An 18,569-nucleotide genomic window follows, 5' to 3' on the forward strand; every position below is an offset into this window, starting at 1 on the left:
GATCATTATGTCATGTTTAACGTTCATTTGATGTATAATTAATAGGCGGAACGCAAATTACAACCATTTTATTATAACATAATCCGCCATGCTTTCAACATATAGATAATAACCGAATGTTTTATCAGTTTTTGTTGATTGATATTCTCTTTTATTCTTCAATTATCGCCAAATATACTTGATCACATTCCATAATAGTTTTGATATATTCGTAAAGGTGACTGTCTTCTTGTAATAGATTTGTTAAATGAAACTGTTGCTCTCCAATTAATGTTAAAGCTTTGGCTATAGATGGGTACTCCTCTTTTCCGGGAACAAATGGATACCTAACAAACACAAATCGATACAGCAACGCTTTGATTAGTTGAAGCAAGGATGGATTTGACTGTTCATGGTATTCAAGTTCCAACAATATTCCTCGTACAGCTTCGTGATCCGAGATGAATTCTAGTTTACTCGGGTTCACCGGTTTCGTTTTACCGAATTTAACTACCTCAACTTGTTTATCAACGTTATTTGTAATGAGTAAATTAATAATTCCTGTTTTTATGACTGGATTTTTTTCTCCTTTTAAGATAGATACCAAATATTCCAAATGTGGTTCAACCGGGAGGCCTTCCCACTTTTGAATAAGTCTCCATTGTTTCCAAACATCTCGGTCGTTAATTGCTTGTTTGAACTGACTAATTAGGCGAAAGCTATCTTCCATTTTCCGATCATCGTCTAAGCTCTTACTCAGGTGATACATTTGCATTAATTGTTCCTTTACCTGCTGAGCAAGGTCATGTTCACTAGTAATATCTTCAAGTAGTTCGACAACTTTATCATATTGATTCGATTGAAATAGAAGCGTAGAGTATAGTTGAATATAATCAGAGTAACCCTCTTCTTGAGTTGCTAGCAATTGTTCGCAAAGTACCTCCGCCTCCACCATTTCACCAAGTTCCATCAAACAAAGTAATTTACCTGTATAAACTTCATGCGTTCTTGTCTTATAATCGAGCAGCTTATTGTAAATAGCTAATGCATCCTGATAACGTTGCTCTTTAACCGCTTGTTTGCTTTGGAGCATTAGCCTTTCTTTCCACTTTGGAAACATGACAACCTTGTCTTCTTTTTCACTATGCACCAACATTTTCACTCCTAAAACAAGGAATTAATCGATTATTTCAGACCACCTTGCTAAATTTCTATTTTTTCTCACTCCATACAAAACAAAAGAATACCTATAAAAACGTTCCCCTTTCTAACGTTTTATAGGTATTCTTATAATTTAGAAGCATCCCAGGAGCGACTCGAACGCCCGACCCACAGCTTAGAAGGCTGTTGCTCTATCCAGCTGAGCTACTGGGACATAAATTATTTGGAGCGGGTGAAGGGAATCGAACCCTCGACATCAGCTTGGAAGGCTGAGGTTTTACCACTAAACTACACCCGCAAATTGTTTTTGTTTGTTCCAGTAAGTTACCTCACGTATTTCATGGTTGTTTCAAGAGACGATTATAATTATAAAACACTGATTTTAATGTGTCAAGTTTTTTAGATAGACAGCATTCCACGCAAACGGAGTGCTGTCTATCTATTAAATTAAATCTGTTTGATAAGTCAATGCTTCGATTCTTTGACCATTTAAATCAAAGTACTCAACCTTTATTTGTTTTACTTCATCCCAAGAGAGAATAACATATGTCCCTTCTGTTCTGCCCCTAGGAAGTCTTATACTGCCTGGATTAATAAATAGTTGGTTTTCTATTTTTTCAGCTCCAGCAAAGTGTGAGTGACCAAAACAAATTACATTAGCACCGAGTTCTTCTGCCCGATAAGACAACTTGGTCAGTGTTGATTTAACTTGGAAAAGGTGGCCATGGGTGACGAAAAAAGTTAAACCATTATTATCAAAATTAAGTTCATTAGGAAATCTAGCATCCATATCACAATTACCAGCAACAGTCTGAAAATGTTCCAACTCTTTCGAATCATACATTAATTCAGAGTCTCCACAATGAATTAACTTGTCAACATCACTTATATGCCTTTGCTTAATCACTTCTACTTCCTTTGTCCATCCATGACTATCACTAAGGATCAAAACACTAGGCATTTCAATCACTCCCTACTATTTACTTGTTAACCATTGCTCCAATTGGTCCATCGCGAATTTACGATGACTAATTTCATTTTTTTCTACTAAAGATAATTCAGCCATTGACCTCTTAAATCCTCTTGGTAAAAATATCGGATCGTACCCAAAACCATTTTCACCTCTAGGTACTTCTAATATCTCGCCCTCACAGGTACCTTTGTTATACATTGTTGGTTGATTTGGTTGTGCTACCGCCAAAACACAAACAAATCTTGCAGTCCTGTCTTTTTTTGGTACTCCTTGTAGTCGTTGTAACACTTTATGTACATTAGCTAAATCATTTTTTTCTTCTCCGGCATAACGTGCAGAAAAGACGCCTGGTTCTCCGTTTAGAGCATCTACAACTAAACCAGAATCGTCAGCTAGAACAGGTAGATGATACTTTTTCATAACCGTCTCCGCTTTAATACGTGCGTTTTCAAAAAAAGTAGTCCCTGTTTCTTCAATATCCTCTACCTCTTCTTTAAAATCTAATAAGGATAGTATTTCAATTCCATACTTTGAAAAAAGCTGGTTAAAATCATTGACTTTGCCTTTATTTTTGGTCGCTATCAATAACTTTTTCATTTTCATCTATTTTCACCTAACAGATTGACTTCAATATGGTTAGCCAACTCCCCGAGGGCCTCTTTTTGTAAAGCAACAATTTCTTGTAAACCTTGACTCGCTAAGTCTAACATGGTTTGAAGCTGTAGGTAACTAAATGTTGCTTCCTCGCCAGTCCCTTGTATTTCAACAAATTGACCATTTCCTGTCATCACAATATTCATATCAACCTGTGCTTTAGCGTCTTCCTCATACTGTAAATCTAATACTTCTTTGCCATTAGGTAAGACCCCAACGGAAGTGGCCACTAAGTAATCTTTGATTGGCAAACGATTTATCACTTTTCTCTCCATTAATGTACCAAATGCCAATACAACAGCAACAAACGCACCTGTGATAGAAGCAGTCCTTGTTCCGCCATCCGCTTGAATAACATCACAATCGACCCAAATTGTTCTTTCTCCAATTTTCCCTAAATCAACAACTGCTCGTAACGAACGGCCTATTAATCGTTGTATTTCCATTGTTCGTCCTGAAACTTTTCCCTTTGATGATTCTCTAATATTGCGTTGTTCTGTTGCTCTAGGAAGCATTGAATATTCTGCCGTGATCCACCCTTTGCCACTTCCTCGCATAAATGGGGGAACACGATCTTCGATACTCGCATTACAAATAACCTTTGTATCGCCTACGGTTATTAGTACCGATCCCTCTGGATGTTTTGTATACCCTGTTTCTATTGTGATTGTTCTTAATTGATTTTCTTTTCGGTCATTTACTCTCAAGATACACCCTCCTTTAACCTTTATATGGTAACATATTTTCAATCACATTACATACGAACAAGCAAGACGCAGCTGTTTATTGATGTTATCCACGTATAGAAATTTTATACTTATAACCTGATTGAGGAACAGCTCTTGGATCTTTTTATATTTTTTATCTCTTAAACAAAAACAAGACACGTGAATTCTATCGAATTACACGTGTCTCAAGTTATAACATTTAAGTTTTATAGACTACCTGTTGGAACAAAACTGTCTCTAGTTACTGGCTCTGAATAAGGGACACCATCTTCATTAAATACTTCTTCATAATTCTCTACATTTACACTGACAGCTTCAATCCCTGGCTGATTAGTTAATGTTAATACCAATGTCTCCATCACTTTATCATCAATAGACTGTGCTTCTAAATCACTTAATATGTTCTCATTAAACGTTAAAGCAAGGACACCATCTTTATAATTAGGTTTTTCTGTGAGTGCTGCCCCTCCGTTGAATACATTCAATAAATTCAAGCTAAATGATGGGCCGTCAATCAACGCTTGTACAATCGATTGATACATTGTATCGTTATCCATTTCAATATGTTGGGTAACAGGAACGTAGTAAAACTGATCATTTTGTTGAGCCGGATAGTAAAGCGTAACCGCTTCACTATCCATCAAGTCTACGGAATCATTATTGTATATGTTAATACCATCTGCGCGAGAATATCCATCCGTTATCGGTGTTCCATTTACCGGCATTTCTTTCTGCTCATATCCATTTATCCACAGATTTATTTTTTTCACATTCTCAAACTGTGTTAATGTATAGGTCATTGCCTGTATAATCTTTTGCTCATCCTCAGCACGATATTCTGCAAATTCGTTGGAAAGGTCAACTGTTAATGTTCCGTCTTCTTCTAGATTCAAACCAAGCACCTCTGTACCTGATGGAAGAACAGCTTGAAATCCATCCGGAAGTAGCTCAGTGACCGGCCCGCCTTTTACTAAATATTCTAGTACTTGGGTTGCCACCGCCTTCGATTCAGATTTAGGTAGTTCAACTGTTTGAGGAACGACCATTCCATTTGAATCCAGTAAATATAGCTGTCTTTCTACAGTTTCTACTTCTGCATCAGATTCTTGATTTGTCTCTTCTGTATCTGTTTGTTCAGCATCCCCTAGTTGAACATTCCCGTCTTCAGAGACACCTTCTAAATCATCCGAGTAATTTGCTTCCTTTGGAGGAGAATCTATTTCCTCCATCGCTTGTTCCCCCTGAAATATCCCACATCCTGACATAAATATTAGAGATAGACTGATTATACCAGTATAAGTCCAATGCGCACGTTTCTTCATGCTTTTCCCTCCTACGATGGTTTGTACTACTATATATACGAGCAGATTTACAAAATAGACCAAGCATGAAAAATTTTTTATTAAAAGAAAAGCGCAGGGTTTTTTTCTTATCTTTTAAAAAAGCTCGTAAAGAAACGACTGTTTCCCTACAAGCTTTATTAGCAGAACTACTTATTAAAACTTTTTTCACTCAAGTTAATATTTTTGACGAAACCAAGTGGCTGCTGTAACCACTTGTTCGCAATACTTTCAAACACATGCAGCCTTCCTGTTGTGAAAAATTGATGCTTAGGTATTCTAGTTCCATTATACAATTTCTTATTGAAGCTTAAAATTGTGCTGATTTCTCTTGCTGTTTCTTCACCAGAAGAAATAACATGAACATGTTTCCCTATAACTTCTTGGATTAAATCTTTAACCAAAGGGTAATGTGTACAGCCTAAAATCAATGTATCAATATGGTTTTTGTCCTTAAGAGGTTTCAAAGATTGATAAACAATATCATATGCTTCTGAACCAGTTAAATTCCCCTCTTCTACCATGGGGGCAAGTTTAGGACAAGCTAAATCGTTCACAACAATATTGGAATTAATACTTTGAAGAGCTAATGGATATGCCTTACTATTGATCGTTCCTTCCGTTCCAATAACTCCAATTCTCCTATTATTAGTCATTTTAATCGCAGCTCTTGCACCAGGTTGGATAACCCCAATAACCGGAATAGATAAATTGGCCCTTAATTCATCTAATGTATATGCTGTAGCAGTATTACATGCAACTACTAACATTTTAATATTTTTATTCAAAAGGAAGTCAACCATTTCCCAAGTATATTCGACCACTTCTTGCTTCGGCCTCGGTCCATATGGACATCTTAATGTATCACCAAGATAAATTAATTGTTCTTTCGGTAGTTGTCGAATTAGCTCACTTGCAACAGTTAGCCCACCCACTCCCGAGTCAATCACACCGATGGGTTGATCCATTATATCCCTTCTTTTTCATAGATGTTTTTTGTTTTCAACGTTTCGCATTTGAGAATGAAGTAATTCGAGAATGGAATAAAGCGCATCAACCTGCTCCGTTGGTACATTTTCTAACACTTCGCCTAAATAGTTTTGCCTTTTTTCAATTACTTCATTGATGATGGTTTTACCTTTATCCAACAAATGGATCCTTACGACTCTTCTATCCTTCTCGTCTCTGACTCGTTCCACAATTTCGTTTTTTTCCATTCGATCAACCAAATCAGTCGTCGTACTACATGCCAGATTTATTTTATTTGAAAGTTCACCAACAGTAAGGTCTCCCTCTTCTAATAGTCGTTGCAACGCAACAAACTGAGGTGCAGTTATTGGATAATTGGTAAGAATTTCTCTTCCTTGCTGTTTAATAATCCCCGCTATATATCTTAATTCTTTTTCGATGTTTGCAATTGTTGATATTTCTCTTTTGTCACTCAGGTTGATTACCTCCCTTATAGCGAGAGCGTGATATTCTCATCCATAGTATGTTTCCATCTAACTATACTTTAAATCAAAAAGTGTGACCATCATTTAGTTTTACAATTCTCATTAAGCTAATAAGAAACAGACGAAATACAAATAAAAAGCATCCCTAAAGGAGGATTTGTTAACTATATTTGATAAATAATCAACAAAAACCGACTTTCAAGACGAAAGCCGGTCTTTTGTTACAGCTTCAACTCCCCCATACGTAGGAGTTCTACTACAGCCTGTGAACGCCCCTTAACACCTAACTTTTGCATAGCATTTGAAATGTGATTTCTAACAGTTTTTTGCGATATAAACAATTCCTGGGCTATTTCTTTTGTTGTTTTATCCTGTACTAGAAGTTCAAATACTTCCTTTTCACGTTTCGTTAATAATTGCTTCGGCTTGTAGTCATTATCCTTCAAGTCTTAACCCCTCCTTGCTGACTTCAGCGTTACTTTATTGAAGGGTATTTATTTAGTCACAGTATTCTATGTAACATAAAGCAAATCTGTGCAACATCTGGATAAAGCAATCTATTTTTAATTACTACTTGAAGGTACTAAAGCTTGTCATGGTGTCGCTTGATGTTATCAAGATTTTTTACTCAAGTCCTAGAGGGGCTAGGAAGCGGAGTAGACAGCTCTTGGATTTTTTTATACTTTCTTATCTTGTTAAAAAAACCTTTACCGAAAAGGTAAAGGTTTTAGTCTTAATAAGCGTAATCACTACCAAAGAAATTTTTGAAAGATTGAATATTTGTTTCACGATTTAACGCAGCAATGGAAGTTGTCAATGGAATACCTTTTGGGCAAACTTGGACACAGTTTTGTGAATTTCCACATCCAGCAATTCCTCCGTCTTCCATTAACGTTTCTAGGCGCTCTCCTTTATTCATCGCACCGGTTGGATGAGCGTTGAATAATCGAACTTGAGATAGTGACTGTGGACCAATAAATTCTGATTTGCTGTTTACATTTGGACATGCCTCCAAACATACCCCACAAGTCATACACTTTGATAATTCATATGCCCATTGTCGTTTTTTCTCAGGCATTCGTGGCCCTGGACCAAGGTCGTGGGTACCATCGATTGGAATCCATGCCTTAACTTTTTTCAACGAATCAAACATTCTGCTTCGATCAATCGCTAAGTCTCTCATTACCGGGAACGTTGACATAGGTGCTAACCGTATCGGTTGTTCAAGCTTGTCAACCAATGTCGAACATGCTTGACGCGGAATTCCATTTATAACCATGGAACACGCACCACATACTTCTTCTAAACAATTAGATTCCCAAGTAACAGGAGCTGTTTTTTCACCATTTGCATTCACTGGATTTCGTTGAATCTCCATCAACGCAGAGATTATGTTCATATTTTCTCGATAGCGAACCTCAAACTTCTCCTCGTAAGGAGTAGAATCAGGGCTATTTTGACGTGTTATGATTAACGATATTGTCTTTTCAGCCATTAGTGTCCCTCCCCCTTACTTTTTCTTACTGTAGTCACGTTTTCTCGGTTTAATTAACGATACATCTACGTCTTCATAACTGAAAGACGGCGCATTTGTTTTCGAATCAAATTTAGCCTTTGTTGTTTTCAACCATTCTTCATCATTCCGTTCAGGGAACTCAGGCTTATAGTGTGCACCACGACTTTCATTACGATTGTAGGCACCGATTGTTATTACCCTGGCAAGATGAAGCATGTTTTTTAACTGTCTAGTAAACATAACTCCCTGATTGCTCCAACGCGATGTGTCATTAATGCTAATATTTTCCCAACGCTCTAATAATTCTTGGATTTTCTCATCTGTTTTTAATAGCTTTGCATTGTCTCTTACAACAGTAACATTATCTGTCATCCATTCCCCAAGTTCTTTATGGATTTGGTAAGCATTTTCTTCTCCATCCATCTTCATTAACTGTTCGAAGTAATCTTGTTCCTCTTTTAATTTACTGTCGAAAAGACTTTGTGGAATATCATCAGCAGTTTTTTCAAGTCCATTAATATACTTGATTGCATTCGGACCAGCTACCATACCACCAAAAATAGAAGATAATAACGAATTTGCCCCTAGACGGTTTGCTCCGTGCTGCGAATAATCACATTCACCTGCAGCAAAAATCCCGGGGATATTTGTCATTTGATCATAATCTACCCACAGACCACCCATAGAATAGTGAACAGCAGGGAATATTTTCATTGGTACTTTACGTGGGTCTTCTCCAACGAATTTTTCGTAGATTTCAATAATTCCACCAAGTTTTATATCGAGTTCCTTAGGATCTTTATGCGAAAGATCTAAGTAAACCATGTTCTCTCCGTTAATACCCAGTTTCTGATTAACACACACATCAAAGATTTCTCTCGTAGCGATATCCCTTGGTACTAGATTTCCATAGGCCGGATACTTTTCCTCTAGGAAATACCAAGGTTCACCGTCTTTATAAGTCCAAACTCTTCCACCTTCACCACGAGCCGATTCACTCATTAAACGCAGTTTATCATCCCCTGGTATTGCTGTTGGATGAATTTGAATAAATTCGCCATTAGCATAAATTGCACCTTGTTGATACAAGCTAGCTGCAGCAGAACCAGTGTTAATTACTGAGTTAGTAGATTTTCCGAAAATAATACCAGGACCACCAGAAGCAAAAATAGTTGCGTCTGCTTTAAACGCTTTAATCTCATGGGATTGAATATTTTGAGCTAATACACCACGACCAATACCTTCATCATCAATAACGGCTGAAATGAATTCCCAACCCTCATATTTCGTTACAAGGCCCTCAACCTCAAAGCGTCTAACCTGCTCATCTAACGCATATAACAATTGTTGTCCAGTTGTTGCACCTGCATATGCCGTACGATGATGCTGTGTTCCTCCAAAACGACGGAAATCAAGCAATCCTTCTGGCGTACGGTTAAACATAACACCCATCCGGTCTAACATGTGAATGATACCTGGTGCTGCTTCACACATTGCTTTTACCGGTGGCTGATTTGCTAAGAAATCACCACCATAAACTGTATCGTCAAAATGTTCCCAAGGAGAATCCCCTTCCCCTTTTGTGTTTACCGCTCCGTTAATACCACCTTGAGCACAAACTGAGTGAGAACGTTTTACAGGCACAATGGATAGCAAGTCAACTTCGACACCTGCTTCTGCCGCTTTAATAGTTGCCATTAGGCCAGCAAGTCCGCCGCCTATTACAACAATTTTGCGATTACTCATTCCTTGCTCACTCCTCTAGTTTAACTTTCTATTATATCTTTGCTTTTAAATGCCATATGCAAAAGTAATTAAAGTACGAATACCAACAATGGTCATGCTAAGAAAAATAAGCAATGTTACATAGGTAGCAATTTTCTGTGACCTAGGTGTAACTGTGATTCCCCAAGTAACAAGAAAACTCCATAAACCATTAGCAAAATGAAACGTTGTTGATGTAACACCAATTAGGTAAAACCAGAACATAAATGGATTAGATAGAATATTCTCCATTAAATTGTAACTTAGCTCTACATTCCCCAAACCAACTTGAACTCTAGTTTCAAAGACATGCCACACGATAAAGATTAACGTAATAATTCCGCTAATTCTTTGGAGATAAAACATCCAGTTCCGGAAAAATCCATATCGACTTACGTTATTTTTAGCAACAAAAACAATATAAACACCTAATACAGCATGAAACAAAATTGGCAAGAAGATAACAAACGTTTCTAGAAACAGCTTAAATGGCAAATTTGCCATAAATTCAGCTGCCCGATTAAAGTTTTCCTCCCCATAATTCGCAAAATTGTTCACAACTAAGTGTTGAACTAGAAAAATACCAATTGGAATTACCCCTAATAATGAATGTAGCCTACGATAAAAAAACTCCCTATTTTCCGCCATATGTACCCCCCTCAACAAATAATATACTTTTTAACCTAGTTCCTATACCTTTTTCTCCCTCTATAAAGCGCTTTATTTATCTCTTTACCTCTCTATTACGCCCTATTTACGGCCAAGAAAAATGTATAATTTGTGACACAACTATTGTACTTCTATCCTTTGTGAGCGTCAAGAAAACGAATTCTTTTAAGTATCTTAAACTTATCATTAGTTAGCTTGCAATCATGCCTATTACAAGGGATAATGAAACAGAAATCATTTACGTTTTTTCTTTTTTAGTTGAAAGGGGCAAGTTAGTCGTGGAAACAAATATAAACAAGGTCGGAAGCATAATGGATCATGCTCATACCGCAGGGTCAGGCTATGATATTTTAAGATATGCCTGTCTGCCAGATCTCTTAGGTAAAGATTCACATTCAATTTTATATGTCATGGGGAAAAATATTGCTAGGAACTTATCATTTTCATCTATTGAAGAAATTATTGTTTTTTTTAAGGATACCGGTTGGGGAGATTTGACACTTATCAAAGAAAAGCGGAGAGAATTAATTTTCGAGTTGACTGGTCAACCAATCGAAAACCGAATGAAAACCAACATTGAACAGGAATATCGATTAGAAGCAGGTGTTTTAGCAGAAGCAGTCACCCAGCTAAAAAATGCTCCTTGTGAATGTATTGAGGAAATCAAACAGAAGAAAAATAGTATTCAATTAAATGTACTTTATTCAAAGTAAATGAACAAAAACATAGGCGCTGAAGCTGGTCGTGGCTATTGCTAGATGTTATCCACGTTTGGACTTTTTTCTTATAGCGAAAGGCGCCTTACTAGCCCACCCAAAAGAGGACCGGGTTAGTAAGGAGCCAACGCTAAACAGCTCTTGGATTTTCCTTTCTATTCTTCTTTGTTTTCATGGCTTTCCTCGTTTAAGTGGTTAATAATCATCTCTGCTGTTGGTTCAGGTATACCTAATCTTTTCAAATCTTCAACTGACGATTGTTTAATTTCAGTAATAGATTTAAAATGTTTTAGTAACAATTTTCTCCGTTTTTCCCCTACGCCCGGGATTACATCGAGCTCCGACTTAAATACACTTTTACCTCGTAACTGTCTGTGAAACGTAATAGCAAAACGGTGAACTTCATCTTGAATACGCTGAATCAAATAAAATTCCTGTGATTGCCGTTTCAACGGAACAATGGCAGGAGGATTTCCGTAGAGTAAATCACTCGTACGGTGCTTGTCGTCTTTTGCAAGACCACATAAAGGGATGTCTAATCCTAATTCATTTTCTAATACGTCTAATGCAGCACTCATTTGACCTTTTGCACCATCTACTACAATAAGATCTGGTAGAGGAAGACCTTCCTTTAATACCCTTTTATACCTTCTCCGTATAACTTCTCGCATTGTTTCATAATCATCAGGACCTTTTACATCTTTAATCTTATATTTACGATATTCCTTTTTCGTTGGTCTTCCATCAATAAAAACAACCATCGCTGAAACAGGATCTGTTCCTTGAATATTGGAATTATCAAAGGCTTCAATCCGGTGCGGTGTTTCGATGTGGAGCTTGTCACCTAACTGCTCAACTGCCTTGATTGTTCTTTCCTCGTCACGCTCAATCAAGGAAAATTTCTCTTCAAGGGCAATCGTTGCATTTTTCTCAGCTAACTTTACTAATTCCTTTTTACGACCCCTGTAGGGTATAGTAACATCTACATCTAGGAGTTCCTTTAATAACTCATTATCTGCCGGAGCAGGAACAAGCACTTGTCTAGGTTTTGGATGATTCTGGTGTAGGTAGAACCGGCCAACAAAACTAAGGAAGGTTTCGTCTGGTTCATCAAAGAAAGGGAATAACGAAACATCTCTTTCAATCAATTTCCCTTGTCTAATAAAGAAAACCTGGACACACATCCAACCCTTATCGTACGCATACCCAAACACATCCCGGTTGATTTGGTCATTCAGGGTCATTTTTTGTTGCTCCATGACCGCTTCTATATGTTGTATTTGATCTCTTAGCTCTTTAGCTCGCTCAAAATCAAGCTCGTCGGAAGCCTTTAACATTTTATTCTTCAAATCATTTTTAATTTCTTTATGTCCCCCATTAAGAAACGTTGTAATACTTTGGACAATCGATTGATTTGTTTCTTGAGAAACAGGGTAAACACATGGCCCTAAACATTGATTCATATGGTAATACAGACAGACTCGATCAGGCATTTGATTACACTTTCTTAACGGATAAAGCCGGTCGAGCAATTTTTTAGTTTCCCTTGCAGCCATTACATTAGGGTATGGACCAAAGTATTTCCCTTTGTCTTTTTTTACTTTCCTTGTAACAATCAAGCGCGGCTGTTCTTCAGAGGTGACTTTTAAATACGGATAAGATTTATCATCCTTTAATAAAATATTATACTTGGGATCATATTTCTTAATTAAATTCATCTCTAATATGAGTGCTTCAATTTCAGATGATGTTACGATGTATTCAAAGTCTTCTATTTCTTGAACTAATCGTTGTGTTTTTTGGTCATTTGCACCTGTAAAATAGGAACGGACTCTATTTTTTAAAAGCTTAGATTTACCTACATAGATAATCGTATCTTGTTTATCCTTCATCAAATAGCACCCAGGTTGCGCGGGGAGAACTGCCAATTTTTCTTTTATTTGTTTGTTCATTCTTTTCACCCCAAGCAAATTAATTCATCAAGCAAAAGTAGCAATTACCATTTTTATCATACTAAGACAAGCCTTGTAATAGCGAACCCCAAGGGACTAGGCGGAGTGTACAGCTTTTGTTTTTTATTACTTTCTTATCTTACCAAAAAAAATCCCTTATTACATATATAGTAACAAGGGATTTTTTGGGTAAACTAGTAGATTAACCTTTAAGCGTGTTTGTTTATCAATTCGACTAAAGCTTCTTTTGGTTGAAAACCAACGACTTGATCAACAACTTCACCATCTTTAAATAATAAGAGCGTTGGGATGCTCATCACGCCGAATTTACCAGCAGTTTCTTGATTATCATCAACATCAAGCTTAACGATTTTTAGTTTATCGTTCATCTCACTATCGATTTCTTCTAAAACTGGCGCAATCATCTTACAAGGCCCACACCAAGGTGCCCAAAAATCTGCTAGTACTAGCCCCTCATTTGTTTCTGTATTAAAACTTTGATCAGTAGCAGCTACTATTGCCATAAAATTGTCCTCCTTATTACGAAACTTAATTTCGATTTACGAGTAGAGTATATCATTTCATTTTCAACTTATGCCACTAGTTTGCTTTTTGTTAGACTTAAGTTGCAAGCTTCATTTTTTTAATTTCAGCAGTTAATTGTGGAACTACTTCAAATAAATCCCCAACTATTCCGTAATCGGCAACGTTAAAAATATTAGCTTCTGGGTCTTTGTTAATCGCTACAATTACTTTGGAGTTAGACATTCCGGCTAAATGTTGGATTGCTCCAGAGATTCCACATGCAATATATAAATCAGGTGTTACAACCTTTCCTGTCTGACCAATTTGTAATGAGTAATCACAATAACCTGCATCACATGCACCACGCGACGCCCCTACAGCTCCTCCCAATAAATCAGCTAACTCATACAGCGGTTCAAAACCTTCTTTACCTTTAACACCCCGCCCACCAGCAACTACAACCTTGGCTTCAGACAAGTCAACCCCTGCTGTTGCTTTTTTCAAGACATCTTTGATAATAACATCGACCGTATCAATAGTAATATTAACAGGCTCTAATTCTCCTTTTCGCGTATCATCGTGGTCTAATGGTGTAATGTTATTTGGTCGAATCGTTGCAACAATAATACCATCTGTAATGATCTTTTTTTCGAAGGCCTTTCCTGAATATATTGGTCTCGTGAATACGATGTTTCCCCCAAATTCTTCCAACTCAATCACGTCAGACACAAGTCCTGAATTTAATCTACTAGCAAGCTTAGGAGCTAGATCTTTTCCAACTGCTGTATGTCCCATAATGATTGCATCAGGATTGACCTTGTCGATAACGTGTATGATTGCTTTAGCAAACACTTGAGATGTGTACGCTTTCATTTTTTCATTTTCAATCGTGTGAACACGGTCTGCACCAAAATAAATCATTTCAGTTGCTTGCGCTTCTAAATTTCCTTCCCCACAAATTACACCAATAACTTCATTTTCTTTACTCATTAGTTTACTAGCTGCAATAGCTTCGAAGGTAACATTTCTAAGCTTATTGTTTTTCATTTCACCGATAACAAGAACTTTCTTCCCCATCATCTATTTTCTCCTTTCTCGGGTTTCCGTACGATTCAACCAATTAGCATTGACTTTTCTCTAGATTATTTTGGCTTCATGTTTTAATAAGGAAACTAATTCTTGTACTTGTTCAGTTACTTCACCTTCTAGTAATTTACCAGCTTTCCGTTCAGGAGGCAGAAATACTTCAATCGTTTTAGTCTTTGGTGCAACATCTTCTTCCTCAAGATCTAAATCATCCAATTCTAACTCATCCACCGGTTTTTTCTTTGCTTTCATAATCCCTGGTAAAGAAGGGTATCTAGGTTCATTTAATCCCTGTTGACAAGTAGCTAAAAGTGGTAAATGTGTTTCAATGATTTCTGTATCACCTTCTACATCTCGTTCTATTGACGCCACCCCCCCATCAATTGTCAGAGATGTTATTGTTGTGATACAAGTTAAATTCAATTTATCTGCAAGTCTAGGACCAACTTGACCACTGGCATTATCAATCGCCACATTTCCTGCAAGAATAAGGTCTACTTCTTTGTCTTCAAAAAAGGCTTGCAGTAGCCTAACCGTTGTAAATTGATCCGGTTCCTCTAAATCGTCTTGAATATTAATTAATACCCCTTTGTCAGCTCCCATTGCTAGCGCGGTTCTTATTTGTTTTTCGGACCTTTCTCCTCCGACCGAAATAATTGTTACTTCTCCCCCGTGCGTGTCGCGTTGCTTAACAGCCTCTTCAACAGCATATTCATCATATGGATTGATTATCAACTCGGCTGCTTCATCATCAATTCGGTTATCTCTAATTTCAATTTTTTCTTCTGTGTCAAATGTACTCTTTAACAAGACAAAGATATTCATAAAACAAGCCCCTTTCCCACTGACGTCTTTACCTAGTCATTAGTTTTTAACAGCTAATCCATTAACGATCAGTTCAAGAACCTCATCCACCTGTTGTACCAAATCATACTTATGATCCTTCATTATCCAATTGGTTACAATTTCATCTAATGTTCCAAAAATCATTTGTCTTACCATTTTGTTATTTAGATCAGATTGAAATAAGCCTTGATCAATTCCAGCAGATACAACTTGATCAATCATAATAAAATATCCTTTTAATACTTCATTTATTTTTAGTCTTAATTCTTTTGACGATTGCCTTAGTTCCAGTTGAGTAACAATAGCTAAGTGATGATCCTCTGCTAATTGGTTAAAATGCATGGAAATCAATAGCCTCAGTTTTTCAATAGCATCTGTCTCCTTCTCAATAGCCTTTTCGATTTTGGATATAAAATCACCCATTTTTTCTTGAAACAAGGAAACAAGGATGTCTTCTTTGTTTTTAAAATAAAGGTAAATTGTTCCATCTGCAACACCTGCTTGCTTTGCAATTTTGGAAACCTGTGATGCATGATAACCATTTTCTGCAATGACTTTTACTGCTGCGTCGATAATTTGGTTATATTTTGGTCTATTTATTTTCGTGTTCACTGTAATCCCTACCTAGTTGTAATGATAAATGAATGAATGAATAATCATTCATTTATTATCGTATCATAGGATAGGGTTTTGTCAATAACAAAACCCTATCCTACGTCCTGTTAACTAGTTTGATCGGTAATAGTCTTTGTCTTTGCTCTTTCCTCATCTATTAATGTCCTTCTTAATATCTTACCGACAGCTGTCTTAGGTAACTCCGTCCGAAACTCGTAAACCCTTGGCACTTTATAAGAAGCGATACGCTTTCGACAGAACATATCTAACTGATCATCTTTTATATCATATCCATTTTTTAAAACAACAAATGCTTTGACCGTTTCCCCACGGTAAGGATCTGGAATACCAACGACAACTGCCTCCTGGACTGCTTCATGTTCATAGAGTACTTCTTCCACCTCACGAGGGTAAATATTATAGCCACCTGCAATAATCATGTCCTTTTTTCGGTCTATTACATAAAAACAACCATTATTATCCATATAGCCCATATCACCTGTCTTCAACCATCCATCTTGAAGCACCTGATTTGTTTCCTCAGGCTTGTTCCAATAACCTTCCATCACTTGTGGGCCCTTTACGACTATTTCTCCGACCTCCATAGGCGAAACCTTTTCCCCAGTCTCTAAGCTAACAATTTTTGCATCTGTGTCAGGCCATGGTACACCAATTCCTCCTTGAATTTTTGTTTCATCTAGAAAATTAGCATGGGTTACTGGTGATGATTCAGTCAGCCCATACCCTTCAATAAGGCGTCCCTTTGTTACTTGTTGGAATTTTCTTTGAACTTCAAGGGGTAACGGAGCAGAACCACTTATACATACATCAATCGATGTTAAGTCGTAATCCTTTAAGTTTGGATGATTAAGTAATCCAATATAAATCGTAGGAGCACCTGGAAATACCGATGGTTTCAGCTTTTCTATTGTCTTTAAAACATCCTCTGGTTCAAATTTAGGTAACAACACCATTTTCGCGCCTGTCATTATGGAATAATTCATCACTGTGGTCATCCCATAAACATGAAAGAATGGAAGAACACCAAGCACAACTTCTTGAGATTGTTTGTCTTTGTAAATCCACTCCTTACACATTTGTACGTTTGCTACCAAGTTATAATGGGTGAGCATGACACCCTTTGGAAAACCAGTAGTACCGCCTGTATACTGTAAAAGTGCTAAATCTTTTTTGGGGTTAATCATAGGTTCAGTGAATCCTTTATCGGACTTCTTCATAATATTTTTCCATGGGTGGATTAGTTCTGTTTGCTTTAACTTATATACTTGTTGACCTTGTTTTTTTTGAATAAATGGGTATAAAATATTTTTGGGGAAGGGCAAACAATCGTTTAGTTGGGTTACAATGATTTGGTTAATCGTTGTCTTTTTTTTCACCTTTAGTACAACTGGTAATAACTGATCAAGACATATGATGACTGTAGATCCTGAGTCTTTTACTTGATATTCCAGTTCTCTTTCTTTGTATAGGGGGTTTGTTTGGACTACAATTCCCCCTGCCATTAAAATTCCATAATAGGCAACGACAGACTGAGGTGTATTGGGTAGCATTACTGAAACACGGTCACCTTTTGTTAGACCTTGCGATTGAAGATAAGAAGCTAATTTTCTTGCTTGAAGATATAACTCCTGATAAGTTAATGCCTTACCCAAGAAATGAAGCGCTTTCAATTGAGGGTGATTTTTAGAAGTTTCTTTTAAAAAGTTTTGAAGCGTTTTTTCGTCATAGCAGATGTTCTTTGAGATGTCGCTTGGATAATGGGCAAGCCATGGCTTTTTTGCAACTTCACTCATTTTATTCCCTCCTTTTCACTATAGTTATCTTCATTATACAAATTAAAAAACTATTTTAAAATATCCTATTCTTAAAAAGTATAAAAATTTCCTATTCTTTGCTAAAATATTTTGGGCTAAGCCTAAAAACCAAAAGTAAGACAAGCCTCATAACGGCAGTTTTGCCATATAGAAGGTTGCCTTACACTTGGAAGGGGCAATTTAGAGAAGCTTAGACATTACTAGTTTGTTTCTTTTTAAATTGATTTTGATATAAAGATAATCCCAATTACTAAAAAAGCAATGGATACTACAATTAATATTTTCGCGAGCGTCTTCATTCCAACTCTCCTTATCATACCACTTTAATCCTTGTTAGCTATCCAATACTTGCCCCAATTACAAAGGATAGTCCTATAGAAATGACCATCGAAATAAATCCCACTGCTCGATTGTCATTGGCAATTTCGAAATCAATTTTATAGGTTGGTGTTAGAAATTCAAAGATAAAATAACCAAATAATAATAACAAGAAACCAAAACCACCCCAAAGGATATTCTGCACAACTGTATCATTATGTTCAATCGAATACCTAAAGATGTTCGCTATTCCAAATATCTTTCCACCTGTAGCCATAGCCACAGCAAAATTCCCTTTTTTTATTTCCTCCCAATTTTTGTAAGTAGTCACAATTTCAAATATAGCTAAAAACACAATTAAACAGAGAACCGCTACACTATATCTTGCGGCAGTCTCAACGAACGTATTTTCCCAAAACTGATTCATCATGCCCAACT

The 18,569-nt window shown here is 36.8% G+C and carries 19 protein-coding genes and 2 tRNA genes; 1 reads left to right on the forward strand and 20 read right to left on the reverse strand.

The features are described 5' to 3' along the window. Positions 1-151 precede the first annotated feature (151 nt). The 13 genes from NC799_RS02050 to NC799_RS02110 form a co-directional block, all read right to left on the reverse strand. Positions 152-1,132 carry a tetratricopeptide repeat protein gene (locus NC799_RS02050; protein ID WP_272444653.1) on the reverse strand — a complete coding sequence of 327 codons (981 nt, stop codon included), beginning with the start codon at positions 1,130-1,132 and terminating at the stop codon, positions 152-154. Positions 1,133-1,280: 148 nt separating this feature from the next. Further along, positions 1,281-1,354: transfer RNA gene (locus NC799_RS02055), tRNA-Arg, on the reverse strand. Positions 1,355-1,364: 10 nt separating this feature from the next. Beyond that, positions 1,365-1,438: transfer RNA gene (locus NC799_RS02060), tRNA-Gly, on the reverse strand. 144 nt (positions 1,439-1,582) lie between these two features. Then, a complete protein-coding gene (locus tag NC799_RS02065) occupies positions 1,583-2,101 on the reverse strand; it encodes a metallophosphoesterase family protein (RefSeq protein WP_272444654.1) in 519 nt (172 codons plus the stop codon). Positions 2,102-2,116: 15 nt separating this feature from the next. After that, positions 2,117-2,716 carry an XTP/dITP diphosphatase gene (locus NC799_RS02070; RefSeq protein WP_334313837.1) on the reverse strand — a complete coding sequence of 200 codons (600 nt, stop codon included), beginning with the start codon at positions 2,714-2,716 and terminating at the stop codon, positions 2,117-2,119. Then, entirely contained in the window at positions 2,713-3,474 is a 762-nt protein-coding gene (gene rph, locus NC799_RS02075; RefSeq protein WP_272444655.1) for a ribonuclease PH, read from the reverse strand. Before rph ends, NC799_RS02070 begins: the two co-directional genes overlap by 4 nt. A gap of 227 nt (positions 3,475-3,701) precedes the next feature. Further along, positions 3,702-4,817, reverse strand: a complete 1,116-nt coding sequence (locus NC799_RS02080; RefSeq protein ID WP_272444656.1) for a GerMN domain-containing protein — start codon at positions 4,815-4,817, stop codon at positions 3,702-3,704. Positions 4,818-4,984: 167 nt separating this feature from the next. Next, positions 4,985-5,803, reverse strand: a complete 819-nt coding sequence (gene racE, locus NC799_RS02085; RefSeq protein ID WP_272444657.1) for a glutamate racemase — start codon at positions 5,801-5,803, stop codon at positions 4,985-4,987. 15 nt (positions 5,804-5,818) lie between these two features. Further along, a complete protein-coding gene (locus NC799_RS02090; protein WP_272444783.1) occupies positions 5,819-6,280 on the reverse strand; it encodes a MarR family winged helix-turn-helix transcriptional regulator in 462 nt (153 codons plus the stop codon). Positions 6,281-6,510: 230 nt separating this feature from the next. Next, a complete protein-coding gene (locus tag NC799_RS02095) occupies positions 6,511-6,735 on the reverse strand; it encodes a helix-turn-helix domain-containing protein (RefSeq protein ID WP_077621319.1) in 225 nt (74 codons plus the stop codon). A gap of 287 nt (positions 6,736-7,022) precedes the next feature. Further along, positions 7,023-7,784 carry a succinate dehydrogenase iron-sulfur subunit gene (gene sdhB / locus NC799_RS02100; protein WP_272444658.1) on the reverse strand — a complete coding sequence of 254 codons (762 nt, stop codon included), beginning with the start codon at positions 7,782-7,784 and terminating at the stop codon, positions 7,023-7,025. 15 nt (positions 7,785-7,799) lie between these two features. Beyond that, positions 7,800-9,551, reverse strand: coding sequence for a succinate dehydrogenase flavoprotein subunit (gene sdhA, locus NC799_RS02105; protein WP_272444659.1), 1,752 nt, complete (start codon positions 9,549-9,551; stop codon positions 7,800-7,802). Positions 9,552-9,596: 45 nt separating this feature from the next. Continuing rightward, positions 9,597-10,217 (reverse strand): succinate dehydrogenase cytochrome b558 subunit, encoded by a 621-nt coding sequence (locus NC799_RS02110; RefSeq protein ID WP_272444660.1) that lies wholly within the window; start codon positions 10,215-10,217, stop codon positions 9,597-9,599. Between the two features lie 299 nt (positions 10,218-10,516). Between NC799_RS02110 and NC799_RS02115 the strand changes: the two genes are divergently transcribed. Continuing rightward, the gene (locus NC799_RS02115; RefSeq protein WP_272444661.1) at positions 10,517-10,951 is read left to right on the forward strand and encodes a YslB family protein; all 435 of its coding nucleotides are present in this window, start codon (positions 10,517-10,519) and stop codon (positions 10,949-10,951) included. A gap of 158 nt (positions 10,952-11,109) precedes the next feature. Here NC799_RS02115 and uvrC read toward each other — a convergent pair whose 3' ends face one another. The 7 genes from uvrC to NC799_RS02150 all read right to left on the reverse strand — a co-directional run bounded on the left by uvrC (position 11,110) and on the right by NC799_RS02150 (position 18,558). Continuing rightward, complete coding sequence (gene uvrC / locus NC799_RS02120; protein ID WP_272444662.1) at positions 11,110-12,906, reverse strand: excinuclease ABC subunit UvrC; 1,797 nt, start codon at positions 12,904-12,906, stop codon at positions 11,110-11,112. Between the two features lie 209 nt (positions 12,907-13,115). Then, positions 13,116-13,430, reverse strand: coding sequence for a thioredoxin (trxA, locus tag NC799_RS02125; protein WP_272444663.1), 315 nt, complete (start codon positions 13,428-13,430; stop codon positions 13,116-13,118). 97 nt (positions 13,431-13,527) lie between these two features. Continuing rightward, positions 13,528-14,508, reverse strand: a complete 981-nt coding sequence (locus tag NC799_RS02130) for an electron transfer flavoprotein subunit alpha/FixB family protein (RefSeq protein ID WP_272444664.1) — start codon at positions 14,506-14,508, stop codon at positions 13,528-13,530. A 60-nt stretch (positions 14,509-14,568) separates the two neighbouring features. Beyond that, a complete protein-coding gene (locus tag NC799_RS02135; RefSeq protein WP_272444665.1) occupies positions 14,569-15,342 on the reverse strand; it encodes an electron transfer flavoprotein subunit beta/FixA family protein in 774 nt (257 codons plus the stop codon). A gap of 39 nt (positions 15,343-15,381) precedes the next feature. Beyond that, positions 15,382-15,975 carry a TetR/AcrR family transcriptional regulator gene (locus tag NC799_RS02140; protein WP_272444666.1) on the reverse strand — a complete coding sequence of 198 codons (594 nt, stop codon included), beginning with the start codon at positions 15,973-15,975 and terminating at the stop codon, positions 15,382-15,384. A gap of 110 nt (positions 15,976-16,085) precedes the next feature. Next, complete coding sequence (locus NC799_RS02145) at positions 16,086-17,792, reverse strand: long-chain-fatty-acid--CoA ligase (RefSeq protein WP_272444667.1); 1,707 nt, start codon at positions 17,790-17,792, stop codon at positions 16,086-16,088. Between the two features lie 358 nt (positions 17,793-18,150). Then, a complete protein-coding gene (locus NC799_RS02150; RefSeq protein WP_272444668.1) occupies positions 18,151-18,558 on the reverse strand; it encodes a DUF350 domain-containing protein in 408 nt (135 codons plus the stop codon). Positions 18,559-18,569 lie beyond the last annotated feature (11 nt).

It is taken from the genome of Aquibacillus salsiterrae (assembly GCF_028416595.1).
Classification (GTDB): Bacteria; Bacillota; Bacilli; order Bacillales; family Amphibacillaceae; genus Aquibacillus_A; species Aquibacillus_A salsiterrae.

Bases quoted from the DNA above. Each gene is read 5' to 3' on its own strand.
- sdhA (WP_272444659.1), bottom strand. From the start codon at position 9,551: ATGAGTAATCGCAAAATTGTTGTAATAGGCGGCGGACTTGCTGGCCTA.
- NC799_RS02065 (WP_272444654.1), bottom strand. From the start codon at position 2,101: ATGCCTAGTGTTTTGATCCTTAGTGATAGTCATGGATGGACAAAGGAA.
- sdhB (WP_272444658.1), bottom strand. From the start codon at position 7,784: ATGGCTGAAAAGACAATATCGTTAATCATAACACGTCAAAATAGCCCT.
- NC799_RS02145 (WP_272444667.1), bottom strand. From the start codon at position 17,792: ATGAGTGAAGTTGCAAAAAAGCCATGGCTTGCCCATTATCCAAGCGAC.
- trxA (WP_272444663.1), bottom strand. From the start codon at position 13,430: ATGGCAATAGTAGCTGCTACTGATCAAAGTTTTAATACAGAAACAAAT.
- racE (WP_272444657.1), bottom strand. From the start codon at position 5,803: ATGGATCAACCCATCGGTGTGATTGACTCGGGAGTGGGTGGGCTAACT.
- NC799_RS02070 (WP_334313837.1), bottom strand. From the start codon at position 2,716: ATGAAAATGAAAAAGTTATTGATAGCGACCAAAAATAAAGGCAAAGTC.
- NC799_RS02110 (WP_272444660.1), bottom strand. From the start codon at position 10,217: ATGGCGGAAAATAGGGAGTTTTTTTATCGTAGGCTACATTCATTATTA.
- NC799_RS02135 (WP_272444665.1), bottom strand. From the start codon at position 15,342: ATGAATATCTTTGTCTTGTTAAAGAGTACATTTGACACAGAAGAAAAA.
- NC799_RS02150 (WP_272444668.1), bottom strand. From the start codon at position 18,558: ATGAATCAGTTTTGGGAAAATACGTTCGTTGAGACTGCCGCAAGATAT.
- NC799_RS02130 (WP_272444664.1), bottom strand. From the start codon at position 14,508: ATGGGGAAGAAAGTTCTTGTTATCGGTGAAATGAAAAACAATAAGCTT.
- NC799_RS02080 (WP_272444656.1), bottom strand. From the start codon at position 4,817: ATGAAGAAACGTGCGCATTGGACTTATACTGGTATAATCAGTCTATCT.
- uvrC (WP_272444662.1), bottom strand. From the start codon at position 12,906: ATGAACAAACAAATAAAAGAAAAATTGGCAGTTCTCCCCGCGCAACCT.